Genomic DNA, 13,997 nt, shown 5'->3' on the forward strand with positions numbered 1-13,997 from the left:
GGTTCGGGCTGGGGGTTTGGGCTGGGGGTTTGGGCTGGGGGTTTGGGCTGGGGGTTTGGGCTGGGGGTTTGGGCTGGGGGTTTGGGCTGGGAGCGCGAGAAGGTCAGGCCGTGAGCCAGGCGGTGAGGCGTTCCTCGCACTGGTGCAGCTCCGCGATCTCGACGTACTCGTCCTTGGTGTGGGCCAGCTGTGACTCGCCCGGGCCGTAGTTGACCGCCGGCACGCCCAGCTCGGCGAAGCGGGCGACGTCGGTCCAGCCGAACTTCGGCCGCGGCTCGGCCTTCACCGCCGCAACGAAGTCGGCCGCTGCCGGGCGATCCAGCCCTGGCAATGCCCCCGGTGCGCTGTCGCGAAGTTCGACGGCGTGGTCGCCGAACACCTCGCGCACGTGCGCGAACGCCTCGTCCTCCGACCGGTCCGGCGCGAAGCGGTAGTTGACGGTGACCCGGCACTCGTCCGGGATCACGTTGCCCGCGACACCGCCGGTGACGCCGACGGCGTGGAGCCCTTCGCGATAGACGAGATCGTCGATCGGGACCTCGCGCGCCTGGTAGGACGCCAGCCGGGCCAGCACCTCGCCGGCGGCGTGGATCGCGTTCGCGCCCATCCACGCCCGTGCGCTGTGCGCCCGCTTGCCACGCAGGACGATGTCGGCCCGCAGAGTGCCCTGGCACCCGCCCTCGACCTGGGCGCTCGACGGTTCCATGAGGACGGCGAAGTCCGCGGCCAGCACGGCGGGCGAGTGCCGGGCCAGCTGGCCGAGCCCGTTCTTCTCGGCCTCGACCTCCTCGCAGTCGTAGAAGACGTACGTCACGTCGCGGACAGGTTCGGCGACCGCGGCAGCGAGGCGGAGCGCCACCGCCACGCCGCCCTTCATGTCGCACGCCCCGAGCCCGTAGATGCGGGTGCCGACCCGGCGCGACGGCAGGTTGCCCGCCTCCGGCACGGTGTCGAGGTGTCCCGCCACGACCACGCGCTCGGCGCGGCCCTGCTCGGTTCGCGCCACGATGGTGTTGCCGCGCCGCGTCGTCGACAGATGCGACAGGGGCCGCAGCGCAGCCTCGACCCGGTCGGCCAGCGCCCGCTCGTTTCCGCTCACCGACTCGCAGTCGACGAGGGACTCCGTAAGCGAGGCGACGTCCGAGCCGAGATCGAGTTGATCCTGCGAAGGCATGCGGGCAGTCTGCCATCCGGCGCGGCGAGGCGGACTCTGCCGCGTACATCCTCGTCGGTGATGCCATGGTGATGCGTGGTGTGATGACCTCGTGAGCAGAGCCGTGGAGCGGTCCAATCGCCTATTGCTGCGCGCCCGCGACGCGATGGACCGTGCGTACGCAGAGCCCCTCGACGTCCCAGCTCTCGCCCGGATCGCCCACGTCTCCGAGTCCCACTTCATCCGGACATTCCGGGCGACGTTCGGCGAGACGCCACACCGGTACCTCCAGCGGAGGCGGGTGGAGCGGTCGATGTTCCTGCTCCGCGAGAGTGACCGCAGCGTCACCGACATCTGCCTCGAGGTCGGCTTCACGAGCCTCGGCACGTTCAGTAGAACCTTCCGCGACATCGTGGGCGAGTCGCCGTCGGGGTATCGACGGCGCGTCGACCGCACCGCGGTCCCCGGCTGTTTCGTGATGTCCTGGACACGACCGAGCGGCCCGATGGAGTTGGCGCCGGCCGTGAAGAGCAGTTTCGGAGAAGCTCCCGCTTCCGCCGCTGACTAGCGTCGTGACCGAACCGTTCCCACGTCCAAACACCCAGGAGAACCACCATGTACAACAACATCAACATCTCGCACGTCTTTGTCCTCGACCAGGACGAGGCGTACGACTTCTACGTCAACAAGCTGGGCCTCGAGGTCGCCGCGGACATGGATCTCGGCGTCATGCGATGGCTGACCGTCCGCGTCCCGGGAGATCCGGACCGCCAGATCCTGCTGGAGAAGCCGGGCCCGCCCTCGATCGACGAGGCCTCGGCGGAGCAGATCCGCGACCTCGTCACCAAGGGGGCGACCGGCTTCACCTTCGGTCTCACGACCGACGACTGCCGCAAGACCTACGACGTACTGAAATCGCGCGGCGTGGAGTTCACCCAGGAGCCGACCGAGCACTTCTACGGCATCGACTGCGGCGGACGCGACCCGTTCGGCAACCACTTCCGGATCGTCCAGCTTGCGCCGGAACCGATCGAGCCGCCGGCTCAGTCGTGAGCCTGCCGGCCTGGTAGGCCGCAACGCTGTGGGACCGGGTGGATCCCGGTCCCCAGGTGCTCACCCAGCCGCGGCGGCGACCAGCTTGTCGAAGAACGCGTTCATATCATCGTTCACCGTCTGACGCTCGGGGTGTGCGTCGTACCAGTCGACGATCTCCCTGGCACCGGCGGCGAACGGAATGGTCGCCACATAGTCCGGCACGAGGGCCTTGACCTTGGAGTTGTCGAAGATCACCGAGTGCGCCTTGTCGCCCAGCAGCGCACCCTCGAGGTTGGGTTCGGCCGCCACGATCGTGTCCGACGCGACGTGGACGAGGTTCGCCTCGACTCCGGCCGCGGCCGCGAGCGCGTCGTAGATCTCGTTCCACGTCGTGATCTCGTCGGTCGTGATGTGGAAGCTGTCGCCGACGGCCTTCGGGTGGCCGAGCAGGCCGACGAACGCCTTGGCGAAGTCGGTGTGGTGCGTGATCGCCCAGAGTGAGGTGCCGTCGCCGTGCACCACGACGCCCTGGCCCTGACGCATCCGGTGGATGTCGGTCCAGTGCCCCATCGTCGGAATGGCTGTCCGGTCGTAGGTGTGCGAAGGGCGGACGACGGTGGCCGGGAACCCGCGCTCGCGGTACGCCGACATGAGCAGGTCCTCGCAGGCGATCTTGTTGCGGGAGTACTGCCAGTGGGGGTTGCGCAGCGGCGTGGACTCGACGATGGGCAGCCTCCCTGGCGGCGTCTGGTAGGCCGACGCCGAGCTGATGAAGACGTACTGGCCCGTCCGCCCGGAGAACAGGTCGATGTCGCCCTGCACCTGGTCGGGTGTGAAGGCCACGAAGTCGACCACGACGTCGAACTCCCGGTCTCCGAGCGCCGACCGCGCGGACTCGGGGTCACGGATGTCGCCCTGGATCACCTCGGCGCCCTCGGGCACCGCGCGGTGTGTTGTCGTGCCGCGATTGAGGATCGTGAGGTCGATCCCGGTCGCGACGGCTCTGGCGCCGCAGGCGGAGCTGATGATGCCCGTGCCACCGATGAACAAGACCTTGAGCGACGTCATGTGCTGGTTGCTCCCCTGGTGAGAAAGCCGGCAGGCAAACGGTCGGAAACCGCAGTCCGCACGACATCTTGCCACTGCCCGGCGGGTCCGGCGGGCGACGATTCACACCCTGGACGACCCAACCCGGCCGGAAATTTTCGCTCCGGCGCAACCCCGGCCACCGTGGGCGAACTTTGCGGACCCGCGCGCAGGCCGAGCCCGCGCTCTGGCAGGCTGAATGCCATGACCGACACACCTGGTGCCTGGGGCTTCGGAGTCGCCACCTCGACCTACGCCGGCAGGATCCTCGACACCTGGTACCCGACGCCCGCGCTGGGACCACCGGGACCCGAGGACGACCAACCTCCGGCCGAGCTCGTCGCGCTCGAAGGGGACGACGAACTGCGGAGAGTACGCACCACTGTCGTACGTACCGTCCTCGCGTCGCTCGACCACCCGCCGGCCGACGCGCCGGACGCCTACCTGCGACTGCACCTGCTCTCGCACCGGCTGGTCCGCCCGCGCGATGCCAACGTCGAGGGGATCTTCGGTGTCCTCGCCAACGTCGTCTGGACCAGCGAGGGACCTTGTGACGTCGACGCCTTCGAGCAGACCCGCCGGCGGCTGCGGGCGGCTGGCCGGGCGGTGACCGTCTACGGGATCGACAAGTTCCCGCGAATGGTCGACTATGTCGTACCGGCCGGGGTACGCATCGCCGACGCCGACCGGGTACGGCTCGGGGCACACCTCGCCGAGGGCACGACGGTCATGCATGAAGGCTTCGTCAACTTCAACGCCGGCACGCTCGGCTCCTCCATGGTGGAGGGCCGGATCTCGGCCGGCGTGATCGTCGAGGACGGCTCGGACATCGGTGGCGGCGCCTCGATCATGGGCACCCTCTCGGGCGGGAACACCCAGGTCGTCTCGATCGGCAAGCGCTGCCTGGTCGGTGCCAACGCCGGCATCATGATCTCGCTCGGCGACGACTGCGTGGTCGAGGCGGGCTGCTACATCACGGCTGGCTCGAAGATCCGGCTCCCCGACGGCGAGATCGTCAAGGCGCTCGAGCTGTCTGGCATGCCCGGCCTGCTGTTCCGCCGCAACAGCCTCTCCGGCGCCCTGGAGGCACTCCCCCGCGGTGGAACCGGCGTCGAGCTCAACACCGCCCTCCACGCCAACGACTGACTCCGGGACGACTGATGCGCGGGGGCAAGGTTGTCCGAGTCTGCCTCGGACTCGCGGCGGCCGGCGCTGTGGTGGTCATCGGCGCCAAGATCGCGTCGGAGAAGCTGTTCGAGCAGCCGCTCGTCGACGGCTGCTCTGCCCGCGTGTTGGACAGGACCACCCGGCTCAGCATCGAGGAGGCCGAGAACGCCGCCCTGATCTCGGCTCTGTCAGTGCAGCGTGGGATGCCGGCACGGGCCGCGACCATCGCCCTGGCGACGGCGTTCCAGGAGTCCGGCCTACGCAACATCGACTACGGCGATCGCGACTCGGTAGGCCTCTTCCAGCAACGGCCGAGCCAGGGCTGGGGGACGCCCGAGGAGATCCTCGACCCCTACTACGCGACGTCACGCTTCTACACCGCGTTGGCGAAGATCGACGGCTATGACGCGATGGAGATCGCCGACGCGGCGCAACTGGTCCAGAACTCCGCGGACGGTGGCGCCTACGCCCAGCACGAGCCGGGTGCGCGGGCCCTCGCGTCGTCGCTGACCGGCGAGACGCCGGCCGCATTCTTCTGCGAGCTGCGGGAGGCACCCACCACCGCCGACCCGGACGCCCTCCGCAGCGAGTTGGCGAAGGCGTTCGGTAGCAGCCCGGACGGCGCGCGGGCCGGAGACGTCGCCAGCCGGTCCCGCACGACGGCCGACGGGGCCGGTCCAGACGAGGTGCGCACGGATGGTCGGGGTAGGAATCCCGGCGCTGGCGGCGACGGCGCTGGCGGCGACGGCCCTGGCTCTGGCTCTGGCGACGACGAGGAAGGAACCGTCGACATCCCCCTCGGTGACACGGCACCGTCGTACGGATGGTCGGTCGCCCAGTGGGCGGTGGCGTACTCCCAGCGGTTCGGGATCGTGTCGGTGTCCTATGGCGAGCGCACCTGGTCGGCTGCGGAATCGACCAAGGGGTGGCGACAGGCCGATCAGTCGGCTCCCGCGGGTCGGATCCGCATCGTGCTCGCCACCGGGTGACAGCCTCGTCCGTGGACTTCCAGGTCCCGGGGTCCCAGGCCCTCGCCGGCCCTTCCCCGCGAACCTCGCCGGCCCTTCCCCGCGAAGCTCGCCGGCCCTTCCCCGCGAAGCTCGCCGGCCCTTCCCCGCGAACCTCGCTGCAAATGACCACGCTACCCATGCCTGTGGTTGCCGCCGAGGCACCGACACCTGTCCCGGATTCCGAACGCATGGGCAGCGTGGTCATTTGCCGAGTTTGCCGAAGGTCGGCGGACGCGCAACCCCAGCCGAGGCCCAGCGCGTGGATGCTCAGCGCTGGTCGATCGGAACGAACGAGCGCTCGGGCTCGCCGATGTAGACCTGGCGCGGGCGACCGATCTTGGTCGCCGGATCGCTGACCATCTCCCGCCACTGGGCGATCCAGCCGGGCAACCGGCCGATGGCGAACAGCACGGTGAACATCGTGGTCGGAAAGCCCATGGCGCGGTAGATCAGGCCGGTGTAGAAGTCGACATTGGGGTAGAGCTTTCGCTCGACGAAGTAGTCGTCGTGCAACGCGACTTCCTCGAGTTCCTTGGCGATGTCGAGAAGTTGGTCGGACTTGCCGAGCCGAGCGAGCACATCGTCTGCGGTCTTCTTGATGATGGCGGCCCGCGGGTCGTAGTTTTTGTAGACGCGGTGCCCGAATCCCATCAACCGGACGCCGCGTTCCTTGTTCTTCACGCGGTCGACAAAGTGACCGACGTCGCCACCCTCGGCCGCGATGGATTCCAGCATCTCGAGCACAGCGGCGTTCGCGCCGCCGTGCAGAGGGCCGGAAAGTGCATTGATGCCGGCGGAAACCGAGGCGAAAAGATTGGCCTGGCTCGACCCGACCAGTCGGACCGTTGATGTGGAGCAGTTCTGTTCATGGTCGGCATGCAGGATGAACAACAGGTCCAACGCTTCGGCCACCGCAGAGTCCGGGTGGTACGGCTCGGCCGGGAGGCCGAAGGTCATACGGAGGAAGTTCTCGATGTATCCGAGCGAGTTGTCGGGGTACAGAAACGGCTGGCCCATCGTCTTCTTGAAGGCGTACGCAGCGATCGTGGGCAGCTTGGCCATCAACCGGACCGTGGAGATCTCGACCTGCTCCGGGTCAAACGGCGCGAGGCTTTCCTGATAGAACGTCGACAGCGCGTTGACCGCCGACGACAGCACCGGCATCGGATGGGCATCGCGAGGAAATCCGTCGAAGAACCGCTTGAGATCCTCGTCGAGAAGAGTGTGCCGGCGTACTTTGTCGGCGAAATCCTCGTACTGTGCCTGAGTGGGCAGGGTGCCGTAAATCAGGAGGTACGACACTTCGAGAAAGTTGCTCTTCTCCGCAAGCTCGGCAATGGGATATCCCCGGTAACGCAGAACGCCGGCGTCACCGTCGATGTAGGTGATCGCCGACGTACACGCACCGGTGTTGACATAGCCCGGATCGAGCGTCACGTGACCGGTGGTTCGCAGGAGCGAGGAGATGTCGATTCCGGACGAACCCTCGGTCGCTTTGACCACGGGCAACTCCACCTGGTCGTCGCCGTGCCCCAGCGTGAAATGTACGTCGCTCACCCTCGTCCTCCGTCCAGCCCATGTTGCGGGTTTCGGCAATTCGTCAAAGGCATCGAAGGTCACGCCGGATCTCGCGTGGCCTCCAACCGAGTCGCGGCAGCGGCGACCCGTTCGTCCGTCGCGGTGAACGCTACCCGGACATGCCGGACACCCGCGGCACCATAGAAGTCACCTGGTGTTACCAGGATGCCTCTGTCCGCACACCAACGCACGGTGTCCCAGCAGGGTTCGTCGCGGGTGGCCCAGAGGTACAGCGAGCCCTCGGAGTGGTCGATCCGGAACCTCGCTCCCTCGAACGCCCGGCGGAGGACCTCCCGTCGCGCCGCGTAGCGCTCCCGCTGGGCGTCGACATGGGCGTCGTCGTCCAGGGCCGCGACCATCGCCTGTTGAACAGGGCGCGGGACCATCATCCCGGCGTGCTTGCGTACGCCGAGAAGCCGATCGATGAGCACGGGATCGCCGACGACGAAGCCGGCCCGGTAGCCCGCGAGGTTGGACCTCTTGGACAGTGACTGGACGGCGAGCAGACCCTGGTGGCTGCCACCGCACACGTCCGGGTGCAGGACCGAGACCGGTCGGGCGTCCCAGCCGAACTCGAGGTAGCACTCGTCGGACACCACGGTGACACCGCGTTCGCGCGCCCAGGCGACGACCTTCGCGAGGTGCTCGACCGGCAGGATCCGGCCCGTCGGGTTGGACGGTGAGTTCAACCACACGAGGGCAGGCGTCTCCGGCCCCAGCGCCATGGTCGAGTCCGCCGGTACGACGGTGCAGCCGGCGAGCTGTCCGCCGACGGCGTACGTCGGATAGGCCGTCTCCGGCACCACCACGACGTCGCCCACGCCGAGTCCGAGGGTGCTCGGCAGCCAGGCGACGAACTCCTTCGAGCCGATCGTCGGAAGGACGGCGGCAGCTTCGAGCCCGGTGATCCCGAAGCGCCGGTCGAGGTAGCCGACCGCGGCCTCCCGCAGTGCAGGGATGCCGTGTGTCGTGGGGTACCCGGGGGCGTCGGCGGCGGCGCAGAGTGCCTCGCGGACGACCTCCGGGGTGGGGTCGACCGGGGTCCCGACCGACAGGTCGACGATCCCGTCCGGATGGGCGGCCGCGCGTTGCTTGTCAGGGTCCAGTCTGTCCCAGGGAAAGTCCGGCAGCGGGCCTCGCACGATGTTCCTCTCGCCTCAGCCTTCGGTGATCATGTCGGTGATCATGTGCACGACCATGACCGCCGACCTGGCCGTGATCATGTCGATGATCATGAACGTCTCGCGGTGTTGTGCGTCCGTTCGGCTTCATGATCACCGACATGATCACGAGGAGATGGCCTCGGTCACTCCTCGGTGATCTGCGGTGGCAGAGCCGCGATGAGCGGGTGGTCCTTCTCGATGACCCCGGTCTTGGCGGCCCCCCCCGGCGAGCCGAGGTCGTCGAAGAAGTCGACGTTCGCGGCGTAGTAGTCCTTCCACTGGTCCGGAACGTCGTCCTCGTAGAAGATCGCCTCCACGGGACAGACCGGCTCGCACGCACCGCAGTCGACACATTCGTCGGGGTGGATGTAGAGCATGCGCGAGCCCTCGTAGATGCAGTCGACGGGGCACTCGTCCACACAGGCCCTGTCCTTGAGGTCCACACACGGCTGCGCGATGACGTAGGTCACCGGTTCCTCCTCGTCTCGAGCTGACCCTCCTAGTATCGCCAGGACGGTTCAACACCCGGGTCGAAGGGGTCCATTCCATGGCACTGTCGCCGGCTGACATCGGTCGGCGCGTCGTCGTACGCCGGCGGCTGGCGGCTGAGAGCGCGGCGAGCGGGCGGCCGATCTACGGCGACGTCCTCGGCGTCCTGGAGTCCTGGACGAATGGGATAATCCTCATCCGACGCTCGACTGGCGAGGTGATCGAGATCGCTGACGAGGATGTGGTCGCGGGCAAACCGGTCCCACCCGCCCCTCCGCGGCGTGCGAGGCGACAGCCGGGGCCCGACGCGTGATTCCCGTCACTCAGCCAGAAAGCGGGACGTCCCTGGCCCTGGTGTCCGCACACGGCTGGCCGGCACTGGTCACCGAACGCCTCGGTGGGTGGCTGCTCCAGGCCGCTGACGGGTTCACCGGGCGTGCCAACTCGGTCGTACCGCATGGTGATCCGGGGCTGCCGCTCGAAGATGCACTGGCGTTCGTCGAGAGGTTCTACGCCCGAGCCGGCCTCCCCGCCCGGATCCAGGTGGCGGTCGGCTCCGGCATGGAAGAGGCGCTCCGCGGCCGTGGCTGGGCCGTCGTGACAAGCGGCAAGGAGGCGTACGCGACCTCGGAAGTGCAGGTCGCCCGGCTCGACGAGATGATGGCGCGACTCTCCGACATCTCAGCCGCCGACAGCTCGGCCGCCGACGTCGAACTCGGAAGGACCCTCGACGAGAGTTGGCTCGGGTTGTACGGCAGGACGACCACGCTCGAGGCCGCGCGGCACGTGCTGGCGAGCCCGGAGAACGTCGCCCTCGCCCGGGTCGCGCGACCGCCCGATGCCGTGACCGCTGACCGCCGGCCGGAGCTGGCCGGCATCGGTCGCGGTGTTGTCACCGGTCCCTGGCTCGGAGTGGCGGCCGTGGAGGTCTCGCCGCCGTGTCGCCGGCGCGGGATGGCCCGAGCCATCATGGCGCGCATCGGCCGCTGGGGTCGCGACCTGGGCGCGAGCTGGGTCTATCTCCAGGTCGGTTCGTCCAACACGGCCGCCAAGGCGTTGTACGAACGACTCGGCTTCGGCGTCGACCACCACTACCGCTACTACTCACCTATGGACGGCTGATGGCGGGCCCGCGCACCACCGCCAGCTGAGGACCCTCCTCGGCCGAGGACCTCCTTGGCGGCTCAGTCCTGGGTTTCGTCTGTCGCGGTCGCCGGCGGATCGGGCGCGGCCTCCGGCGGTGGTGTCTCCTCGGGCTCGGGCCCACAGATGATCTCGTCCTCGGCGTTGTACTTCACGTGGTCGCGTTCGGACGCGACCAGCTCGTCGCCGCGGTAGATCCACCGGCGTACGTCGACCTCGAACCCGTCGACCCCGGTCTCCTGCGGGACGCAGCCCGGCTTGGGGTCGTGGATCACTTTGCCCTTCTTGATGTTGTACCGGTCGGACGTCTCGGACTTCACCGTCCAGTACTTCGTGCTCCACAGCCGCACCGTCACGCCGCCGTAGCTGCTGGGACTGCTGAGGTTGCGCCAGGCCTGGACGTAGACGCCGTAGGGCGTGTTGTTGCGCCACTTGAGGTCGAGCGAGCCCCAGTAGACCGTCGCCTCACGGCCGACCGGGTAACGGCTGATGTAGAAGCCGTGCGGGCGGTGCTCGACATCCTCCATGCCGGCGAAGAACGCCGCGTTGTATGTCGTGGTCGCCACCTGGGAGACGCCGCCCCCGAGTTCCTCACGGAGCCGGCCGCCCTTGATGACGAGGCCCTTGGCGAATCCGTTGGCTTCGGTGCGTTCACCGACGATGCCGTTGAGGCTGAAGGTCTCACCAGGCTTGATCAACGTGCCGTTGATCAGCTCGGCCGCGCGGCCGATGTTGATGTTGCGGTAGTCGGCGTGCGGGTACTGCGTCGAGAACTCGCCGACGACCTCCTTCACGCCAAGCTTCTCCGCCATCGCCGTGGTGAGCTTCGGTTGCGCCGTCACGGTCTCGACCCGCGCCAGGCGCTGGTCGGCCGACTTCGGCAACGCACGCACCACGGCAGCCGCGAGCTTGTCCGGCGGAACCGTGTGGCCGATCTTGCCCGGTCGGATCGTCGGCTGGCCGCCGGAGATCACGATCGTGGCGTCCTTGGGCTTGACCTGAACCTCGGTGAGTTTGCCGCCGAGCGCTTTGGTGAGCGCCTTGCCGTCCAGCTTGGGCGTCAGCTTCCCACCCTCACCGGGGACCATCTGCAGCGACGTCCCGATCTCCGCCGGTGTCGCCTCGAACGACTCGTCGCCGACCTGCACGGTCACCGGAGCGGCCATCGCGGGGTTGGCGAAGTCGCGCATCGCCCGCTTGACCTCGCCCGCGCTCACCCTCGGCGTGACGTCGGCGGTCTGCAGCTCGATCGGTCCGGAGGTGAGGAGGAACTCCCGCTGGAGCGTGTCGGACGCCCTTGACTGGTCGAGCTCATGGCCGGACGCTGGTTCGCTGGCCTTCGGCGTACCTCCGGCGAACGTGATGCGGCCTTCCTTCGCCGGCGTGTCGACCTTGCGCGCGAGGGCCGCCATGGACTTGTCGAGGCGTTCGTGGTCGACGGCCAGGACGGGCGCGGCCTCCTCACCGCCGACGAGTGCGTCCACAACCCGGACCGGGTTGAACGTCCTGGCGAGGTAGGCCGCGTCGGCCGTCGCGGAGACGTCGAGGGCGAGCCCGAGGTCGGCGGGTTTCAGGGAGTACGACTTGCCCGCGGCGGTGACCTTGATCGGCTGGTCTGCCCGAGGGACGAGCTGGTCGCGCAACCTGGCCTCGGCGGCGGCACGGGTGAGCCCACCGAGCGGGACACCGGCGATGGTCGTGCCTCGGGGTACCCGGTCACCAAGGCTGAAGACCATCACGGTATAGACCCCGAGGACCACGATCAGGACGCCGCCGACGGCGAGCGCGATGATCCGGCCCCTGCGCCGTTCAGGCGGAGGTGGCAAGGCAAATGCCTGTCCCGTTCCCCCCGGCTCGTACACGGTGCCTCCGCTTCCATCGCTCGCGATGCCGCCGCCCAGATCGAGGACACAGACTAGGCGCCGACGCTGACAGTCCGCCAAGAGTAAAGGGTTCGGCAAGGAGCGAGCCCTATCGGTGTCGGGCTGATATGGATCCGCAACCGCTGACGCTACCCGTTCATGCCGCAGTGCTTACGGACAGCTTCGGTCAGGCCGGAGGGTTTCCGCTGGTTGCGGCCTACAAGCCAGCATGCGGTGTATGTCCAGGATGTCACTCGGGGACCGCTGGCTCCGTGACGGTGCGGTAGCCGCCCGCGAAGTAGACGAGCGGAGCCGGTGACGGCGACCGACCACCCCAGGCCGCCGGGTCGGCGGGAAGGTCGGCCAGGCCGTTGACCGGCTCGGCCGCGACGACCTCGCCCACGACGATGGAGTGGTCCCCGCCGTCATGGACCGCCCACGTACGGCACTCCAGCGTGGCGATCGCGTCGGCGAGCAACGCGGCCCCGGTGATGCCGCGTCGGATGGCGATGCCCGCGAGCTGGCCGTCAAGCGCACGCCCACGCATGGCAAGCCAGGTGGCCACGTCGTGTGCATCGGCCGGGAGCACGGAGACAGCCCACCGGCCGCTCGCGAGCACCGCCTCGTGGAATCGCGCCACCCGCTCCACACAGACGAGGACCAGCGGGGGCCGCAGCGAGACCGACGTGAACGCGCTCGCGGTCATCGCATGGTCGACCCCGTCGACCTGGGTGGTCACGATGGTCACGCCGCTGGCGAACCGTGCGAGCGCGCGGCGGTAGGTCACGTCATCGACCGGTTGCCAGGTCGCGGACGAGGATGCGTCGAGGGCATCCGCACAGTCGGGCGATGCCGAGTCCTGCAGCGGCCCTGGTTCACCGAGTCCTTCGAGCACGTCCATCGACCATACCCGTCGTACGGGACTCCTCGTGGTGGTCACGCGCCCGCCCCACGTTCCACGCCGCGGCCACCACACCGAGGCAGATGTATCCGAGACCGAAACCGTCGGCGGCGAACACGATGTCGCCTTCCGGACGCGGCCACAACCCGATGACGACCGGTACGCCCCAGCCGAGCGCCGCCGCGGTCGCGCCGGCGAGTCCGCGCAACTTCCGGGCCTGCCAGAACAGCAGGGTCGCCGCGGCGATCGCGAGCACCAGACCGTAAGGGAGCGGCACACCGAGCACGCGGGCGTCCATCCGGGAGACCACGGCCCCGCAGACGCCGGTGAGGGCGCCGAGGACGCCGAGCCCGACCGTCCCGAGCGAGCGTACGTAGTCGGACACGACGGCGGGGCTACGACCTGTGTGCGTGCGTCCGGCGGGTCATGCCACCCCGGCGAACAGATCGGTCTCCGCGCCGGTTTCGGGGTCGACCTGACCTGGGGTGCCGCGGACCAGGCGGTAGCACTCGAGGCCCCAGATCTGGTTGCCGAGGTTGTTGGACAGGGCGAAGAACGGGCCGTCGACCGCGATCTGCGTTGCGTGGGCGCGCATCGCTGCCATCTTCTGCTCGACGTACGCCGTGCCGTCGATGCGTGCGCTGATCAGATCGTCCGAAACGAACGACGGCGGCAACTCCCCTTCGGGGTCCATGCCCTCGAACGACGTCGCGTCGCCACTCGCCCGGAGCCGGCGCAGACCCTCGCGGAACAACGACTCCGGCATCGCCGTCCAGTAGACCTTCGGCACGTCCCACGCCTCGCCGAGGTCGGGGCGGTAGGACGGCGCACCGGCGAGCGCGTGGGCGTAGGTCGCGACCCGGTGCGCCTGGATGTGGTCGGGGTGTCCGTAGCCACCGAACTGGTCGTAGGTCACCAGCACCTGCGGGCGTACCTCACGGATGATCGGCACCAGGTGGTCGGCGGCCTCACGCAGGTCTGCCCGCCAGAAGCAGTCGGGGCGTTCGTTGGCGGGAGTGCCGACCATGCCGGAGTCGCGGTAGCGGCCAGCGCCACCGAGCCAGCGGTAGTCGGTGACGCCGAGGGCGCCCATGGCGTCGGCCATCTCCTTCTCGCGGTGTTCGCCCAGGCCGTCGTCCTGGTCGGCGGCGAGATGGGCAAGCTCGGGGACGAGGACCTCGCCCTCCTCCCCGCGGGTGCAGGTGACGAGGGTGACCCGGGCGTCTTCAGCGACGTATCTGGCCATCGTCGCGCCGTTCCCGATCGTCTCGTCGTCGGGATGGGCGTGGACGAGCAGCACTCTGCGATCAGCAGCCATGAGCCAACCCTACGGACTCCCACCCACAGGTCTCAGCGGGACAGGCCACATCGGGGGCGGACGGCGGCATCGGGACAGGCGGCATCACCGCG

At 68.7% G+C, this 13,997-nt stretch carries 15 protein-coding genes; 6 read left to right on the top strand and 9 right to left on the bottom strand.

Annotated features, from left to right (window positions below):
- Window positions 1-103: 103 nt before the first annotated feature.
- Window positions 104-1,174 (bottom strand): succinyl-diaminopimelate desuccinylase, encoded by a 1,071-nt coding sequence (gene dapE / locus ABN028_RS31815; RefSeq protein WP_349329875.1) that lies wholly within the window; start codon window positions 1,172-1,174, stop codon window positions 104-106.
- Window positions 1,175-1,265: 91 nt separating this feature from the next.
- On the opposite strand from dapE, the gene ABN028_RS31820 reads away from it, so the two are divergent.
- Entirely contained in the window at window positions 1,266-1,721 is a 456-nt protein-coding gene (locus tag ABN028_RS31820) for a helix-turn-helix domain-containing protein (protein ID WP_349699168.1), read from the top strand.
- A 47-nt stretch (window positions 1,722-1,768) separates the two neighbouring features.
- Window positions 1,769-2,206, top strand: a complete 438-nt coding sequence (locus tag ABN028_RS31825) for a VOC family protein (protein WP_349699169.1) — start codon at window positions 1,769-1,771, stop codon at window positions 2,204-2,206.
- A 60-nt stretch (window positions 2,207-2,266) separates the two neighbouring features.
- On the opposite strand, the gene ABN028_RS31830 is transcribed toward ABN028_RS31825, so the two are convergent.
- Window positions 2,267-3,256: an SDR family oxidoreductase gene (locus ABN028_RS31830; RefSeq protein WP_349699170.1), complete on the bottom strand. Its 990-nt coding sequence runs from the start codon at window positions 3,254-3,256 to the stop codon at window positions 2,267-2,269.
- A 222-nt stretch (window positions 3,257-3,478) separates the two neighbouring features.
- Between ABN028_RS31830 and dapD the strand changes: the two genes are divergently transcribed.
- Entirely contained in the window at window positions 3,479-4,420 is a 942-nt protein-coding gene (gene dapD, locus ABN028_RS31835; protein ID WP_349329879.1) for a 2,3,4,5-tetrahydropyridine-2,6-dicarboxylate N-succinyltransferase, read from the top strand.
- Between the two features lie 14 nt (window positions 4,421-4,434).
- Window positions 4,435-5,430 carry a VldE C-terminal domain-containing protein gene (locus ABN028_RS31840; RefSeq protein WP_349699171.1) on the top strand — a complete coding sequence of 332 codons (996 nt, stop codon included), beginning with the start codon at window positions 4,435-4,437 and terminating at the stop codon, window positions 5,428-5,430.
- Between the two features lie 288 nt (window positions 5,431-5,718).
- Here ABN028_RS31840 and ABN028_RS31845 read toward each other — a convergent pair whose 3' ends face one another.
- From ABN028_RS31845 to fdxA, 3 genes are all read right to left on the bottom strand, one after another.
- Window positions 5,719-7,008, bottom strand: coding sequence for a citrate synthase (locus ABN028_RS31845; protein ID WP_502877598.1), 1,290 nt, complete (start codon window positions 7,006-7,008; stop codon window positions 5,719-5,721).
- Window positions 7,009-7,067: 59 nt separating this feature from the next.
- On the bottom strand, window positions 7,068-8,171 hold the full coding sequence (dapC, locus tag ABN028_RS31850; protein WP_349699172.1) for a succinyldiaminopimelate transaminase: 1,104 nt from the start codon (window positions 8,169-8,171) through the stop codon (window positions 7,068-7,070).
- Window positions 8,172-8,335: 164 nt separating this feature from the next.
- On the bottom strand, window positions 8,336-8,662 hold the full coding sequence (fdxA, locus tag ABN028_RS31855; protein WP_349329882.1) for a ferredoxin: 327 nt from the start codon (window positions 8,660-8,662) through the stop codon (window positions 8,336-8,338).
- 77 nt (window positions 8,663-8,739) lie between these two features.
- Here fdxA and ABN028_RS31860 point away from each other — a divergent pair, with 77 nt between their 5' ends.
- The gene (locus tag ABN028_RS31860) at window positions 8,740-8,994 is read left to right on the top strand and encodes a putative acetyltransferase (protein ID WP_349699173.1); all 255 of its coding nucleotides are present in this window, start codon (window positions 8,740-8,742) and stop codon (window positions 8,992-8,994) included.
- A 41-nt stretch (window positions 8,995-9,035) separates the two neighbouring features.
- Window positions 9,036-9,803 carry a GNAT family N-acetyltransferase gene (locus ABN028_RS31865; protein WP_349329884.1) on the top strand — a complete coding sequence of 256 codons (768 nt, stop codon included), beginning with the start codon at window positions 9,036-9,038 and terminating at the stop codon, window positions 9,801-9,803.
- A gap of 62 nt (window positions 9,804-9,865) precedes the next feature.
- Here ABN028_RS31865 and ABN028_RS31870 read toward each other — a convergent pair whose 3' ends face one another.
- The 4 genes from ABN028_RS31870 to mshB all read right to left on the bottom strand — a co-directional run bounded on the left by ABN028_RS31870 (window position 9,866) and on the right by mshB (window position 13,905).
- Entirely contained in the window at window positions 9,866-11,686 is a 1,821-nt protein-coding gene (locus tag ABN028_RS31870; RefSeq protein WP_349699174.1) for a VanW family protein, read from the bottom strand.
- 250 nt (window positions 11,687-11,936) lie between these two features.
- Window positions 11,937-12,587 (bottom strand): flavin reductase family protein, encoded by a 651-nt coding sequence (locus ABN028_RS31875; protein WP_502877599.1) that lies wholly within the window; start codon window positions 12,585-12,587, stop codon window positions 11,937-11,939.
- Window positions 12,562-12,972: a DUF6113 family protein gene (locus ABN028_RS31880; RefSeq protein WP_349329886.1), complete on the bottom strand. Its 411-nt coding sequence runs from the start codon at window positions 12,970-12,972 to the stop codon at window positions 12,562-12,564. Before ABN028_RS31880 ends, ABN028_RS31875 begins: the two co-directional genes overlap by 26 nt.
- Before the next feature lie 39 nt (window positions 12,973-13,011).
- Window positions 13,012-13,905, bottom strand: a complete 894-nt coding sequence (gene mshB, locus ABN028_RS31885) for an N-acetyl-1-D-myo-inositol-2-amino-2-deoxy-alpha-D-glucopyranoside deacetylase (protein WP_349329887.1) — start codon at window positions 13,903-13,905, stop codon at window positions 13,012-13,014.
- Window positions 13,906-13,997 lie beyond the last annotated feature (92 nt).

Source organism: Actinopolymorpha sp. B17G11 (assembly GCF_040196095.1).
Taxonomy (GTDB): domain Bacteria; phylum Actinomycetota; class Actinomycetes; order Propionibacteriales; family Actinopolymorphaceae; genus Thermasporomyces.

Coding starts and splice junctions, on each gene's coding strand:
- dapE (WP_349329875.1), bottom strand. CDS start 1,174: ATGCCTTCGCAGGATCAACTCGATCTCGGCTCGGACGTCGCCTCGCTT.
- ABN028_RS31825 (WP_349699169.1), top strand. CDS start 1,769: ATGTACAACAACATCAACATCTCGCACGTCTTTGTCCTCGACCAGGAC.
- ABN028_RS31830 (WP_349699170.1), bottom strand. CDS start 3,256: ATGACGTCGCTCAAGGTCTTGTTCATCGGTGGCACGGGCATCATCAGC.
- dapD (WP_349329879.1), top strand. CDS start 3,479: ATGACCGACACACCTGGTGCCTGGGGCTTCGGAGTCGCCACCTCGACC.
- ABN028_RS31840 (WP_349699171.1), top strand. CDS start 4,435: ATGCGCGGGGGCAAGGTTGTCCGAGTCTGCCTCGGACTCGCGGCGGCC.
- ABN028_RS31860 (WP_349699173.1), top strand. CDS start 8,740: ATGGCACTGTCGCCGGCTGACATCGGTCGGCGCGTCGTCGTACGCCGG.
- ABN028_RS31875 (WP_502877599.1), bottom strand. CDS start 12,587: ATGGACGTGCTCGAAGGACTCGGTGAACCAGGGCCGCTGCAGGACTCG.
- mshB (WP_349329887.1), bottom strand. CDS start 13,905: ATGGCTGCTGATCGCAGAGTGCTGCTCGTCCACGCCCATCCCGACGAC.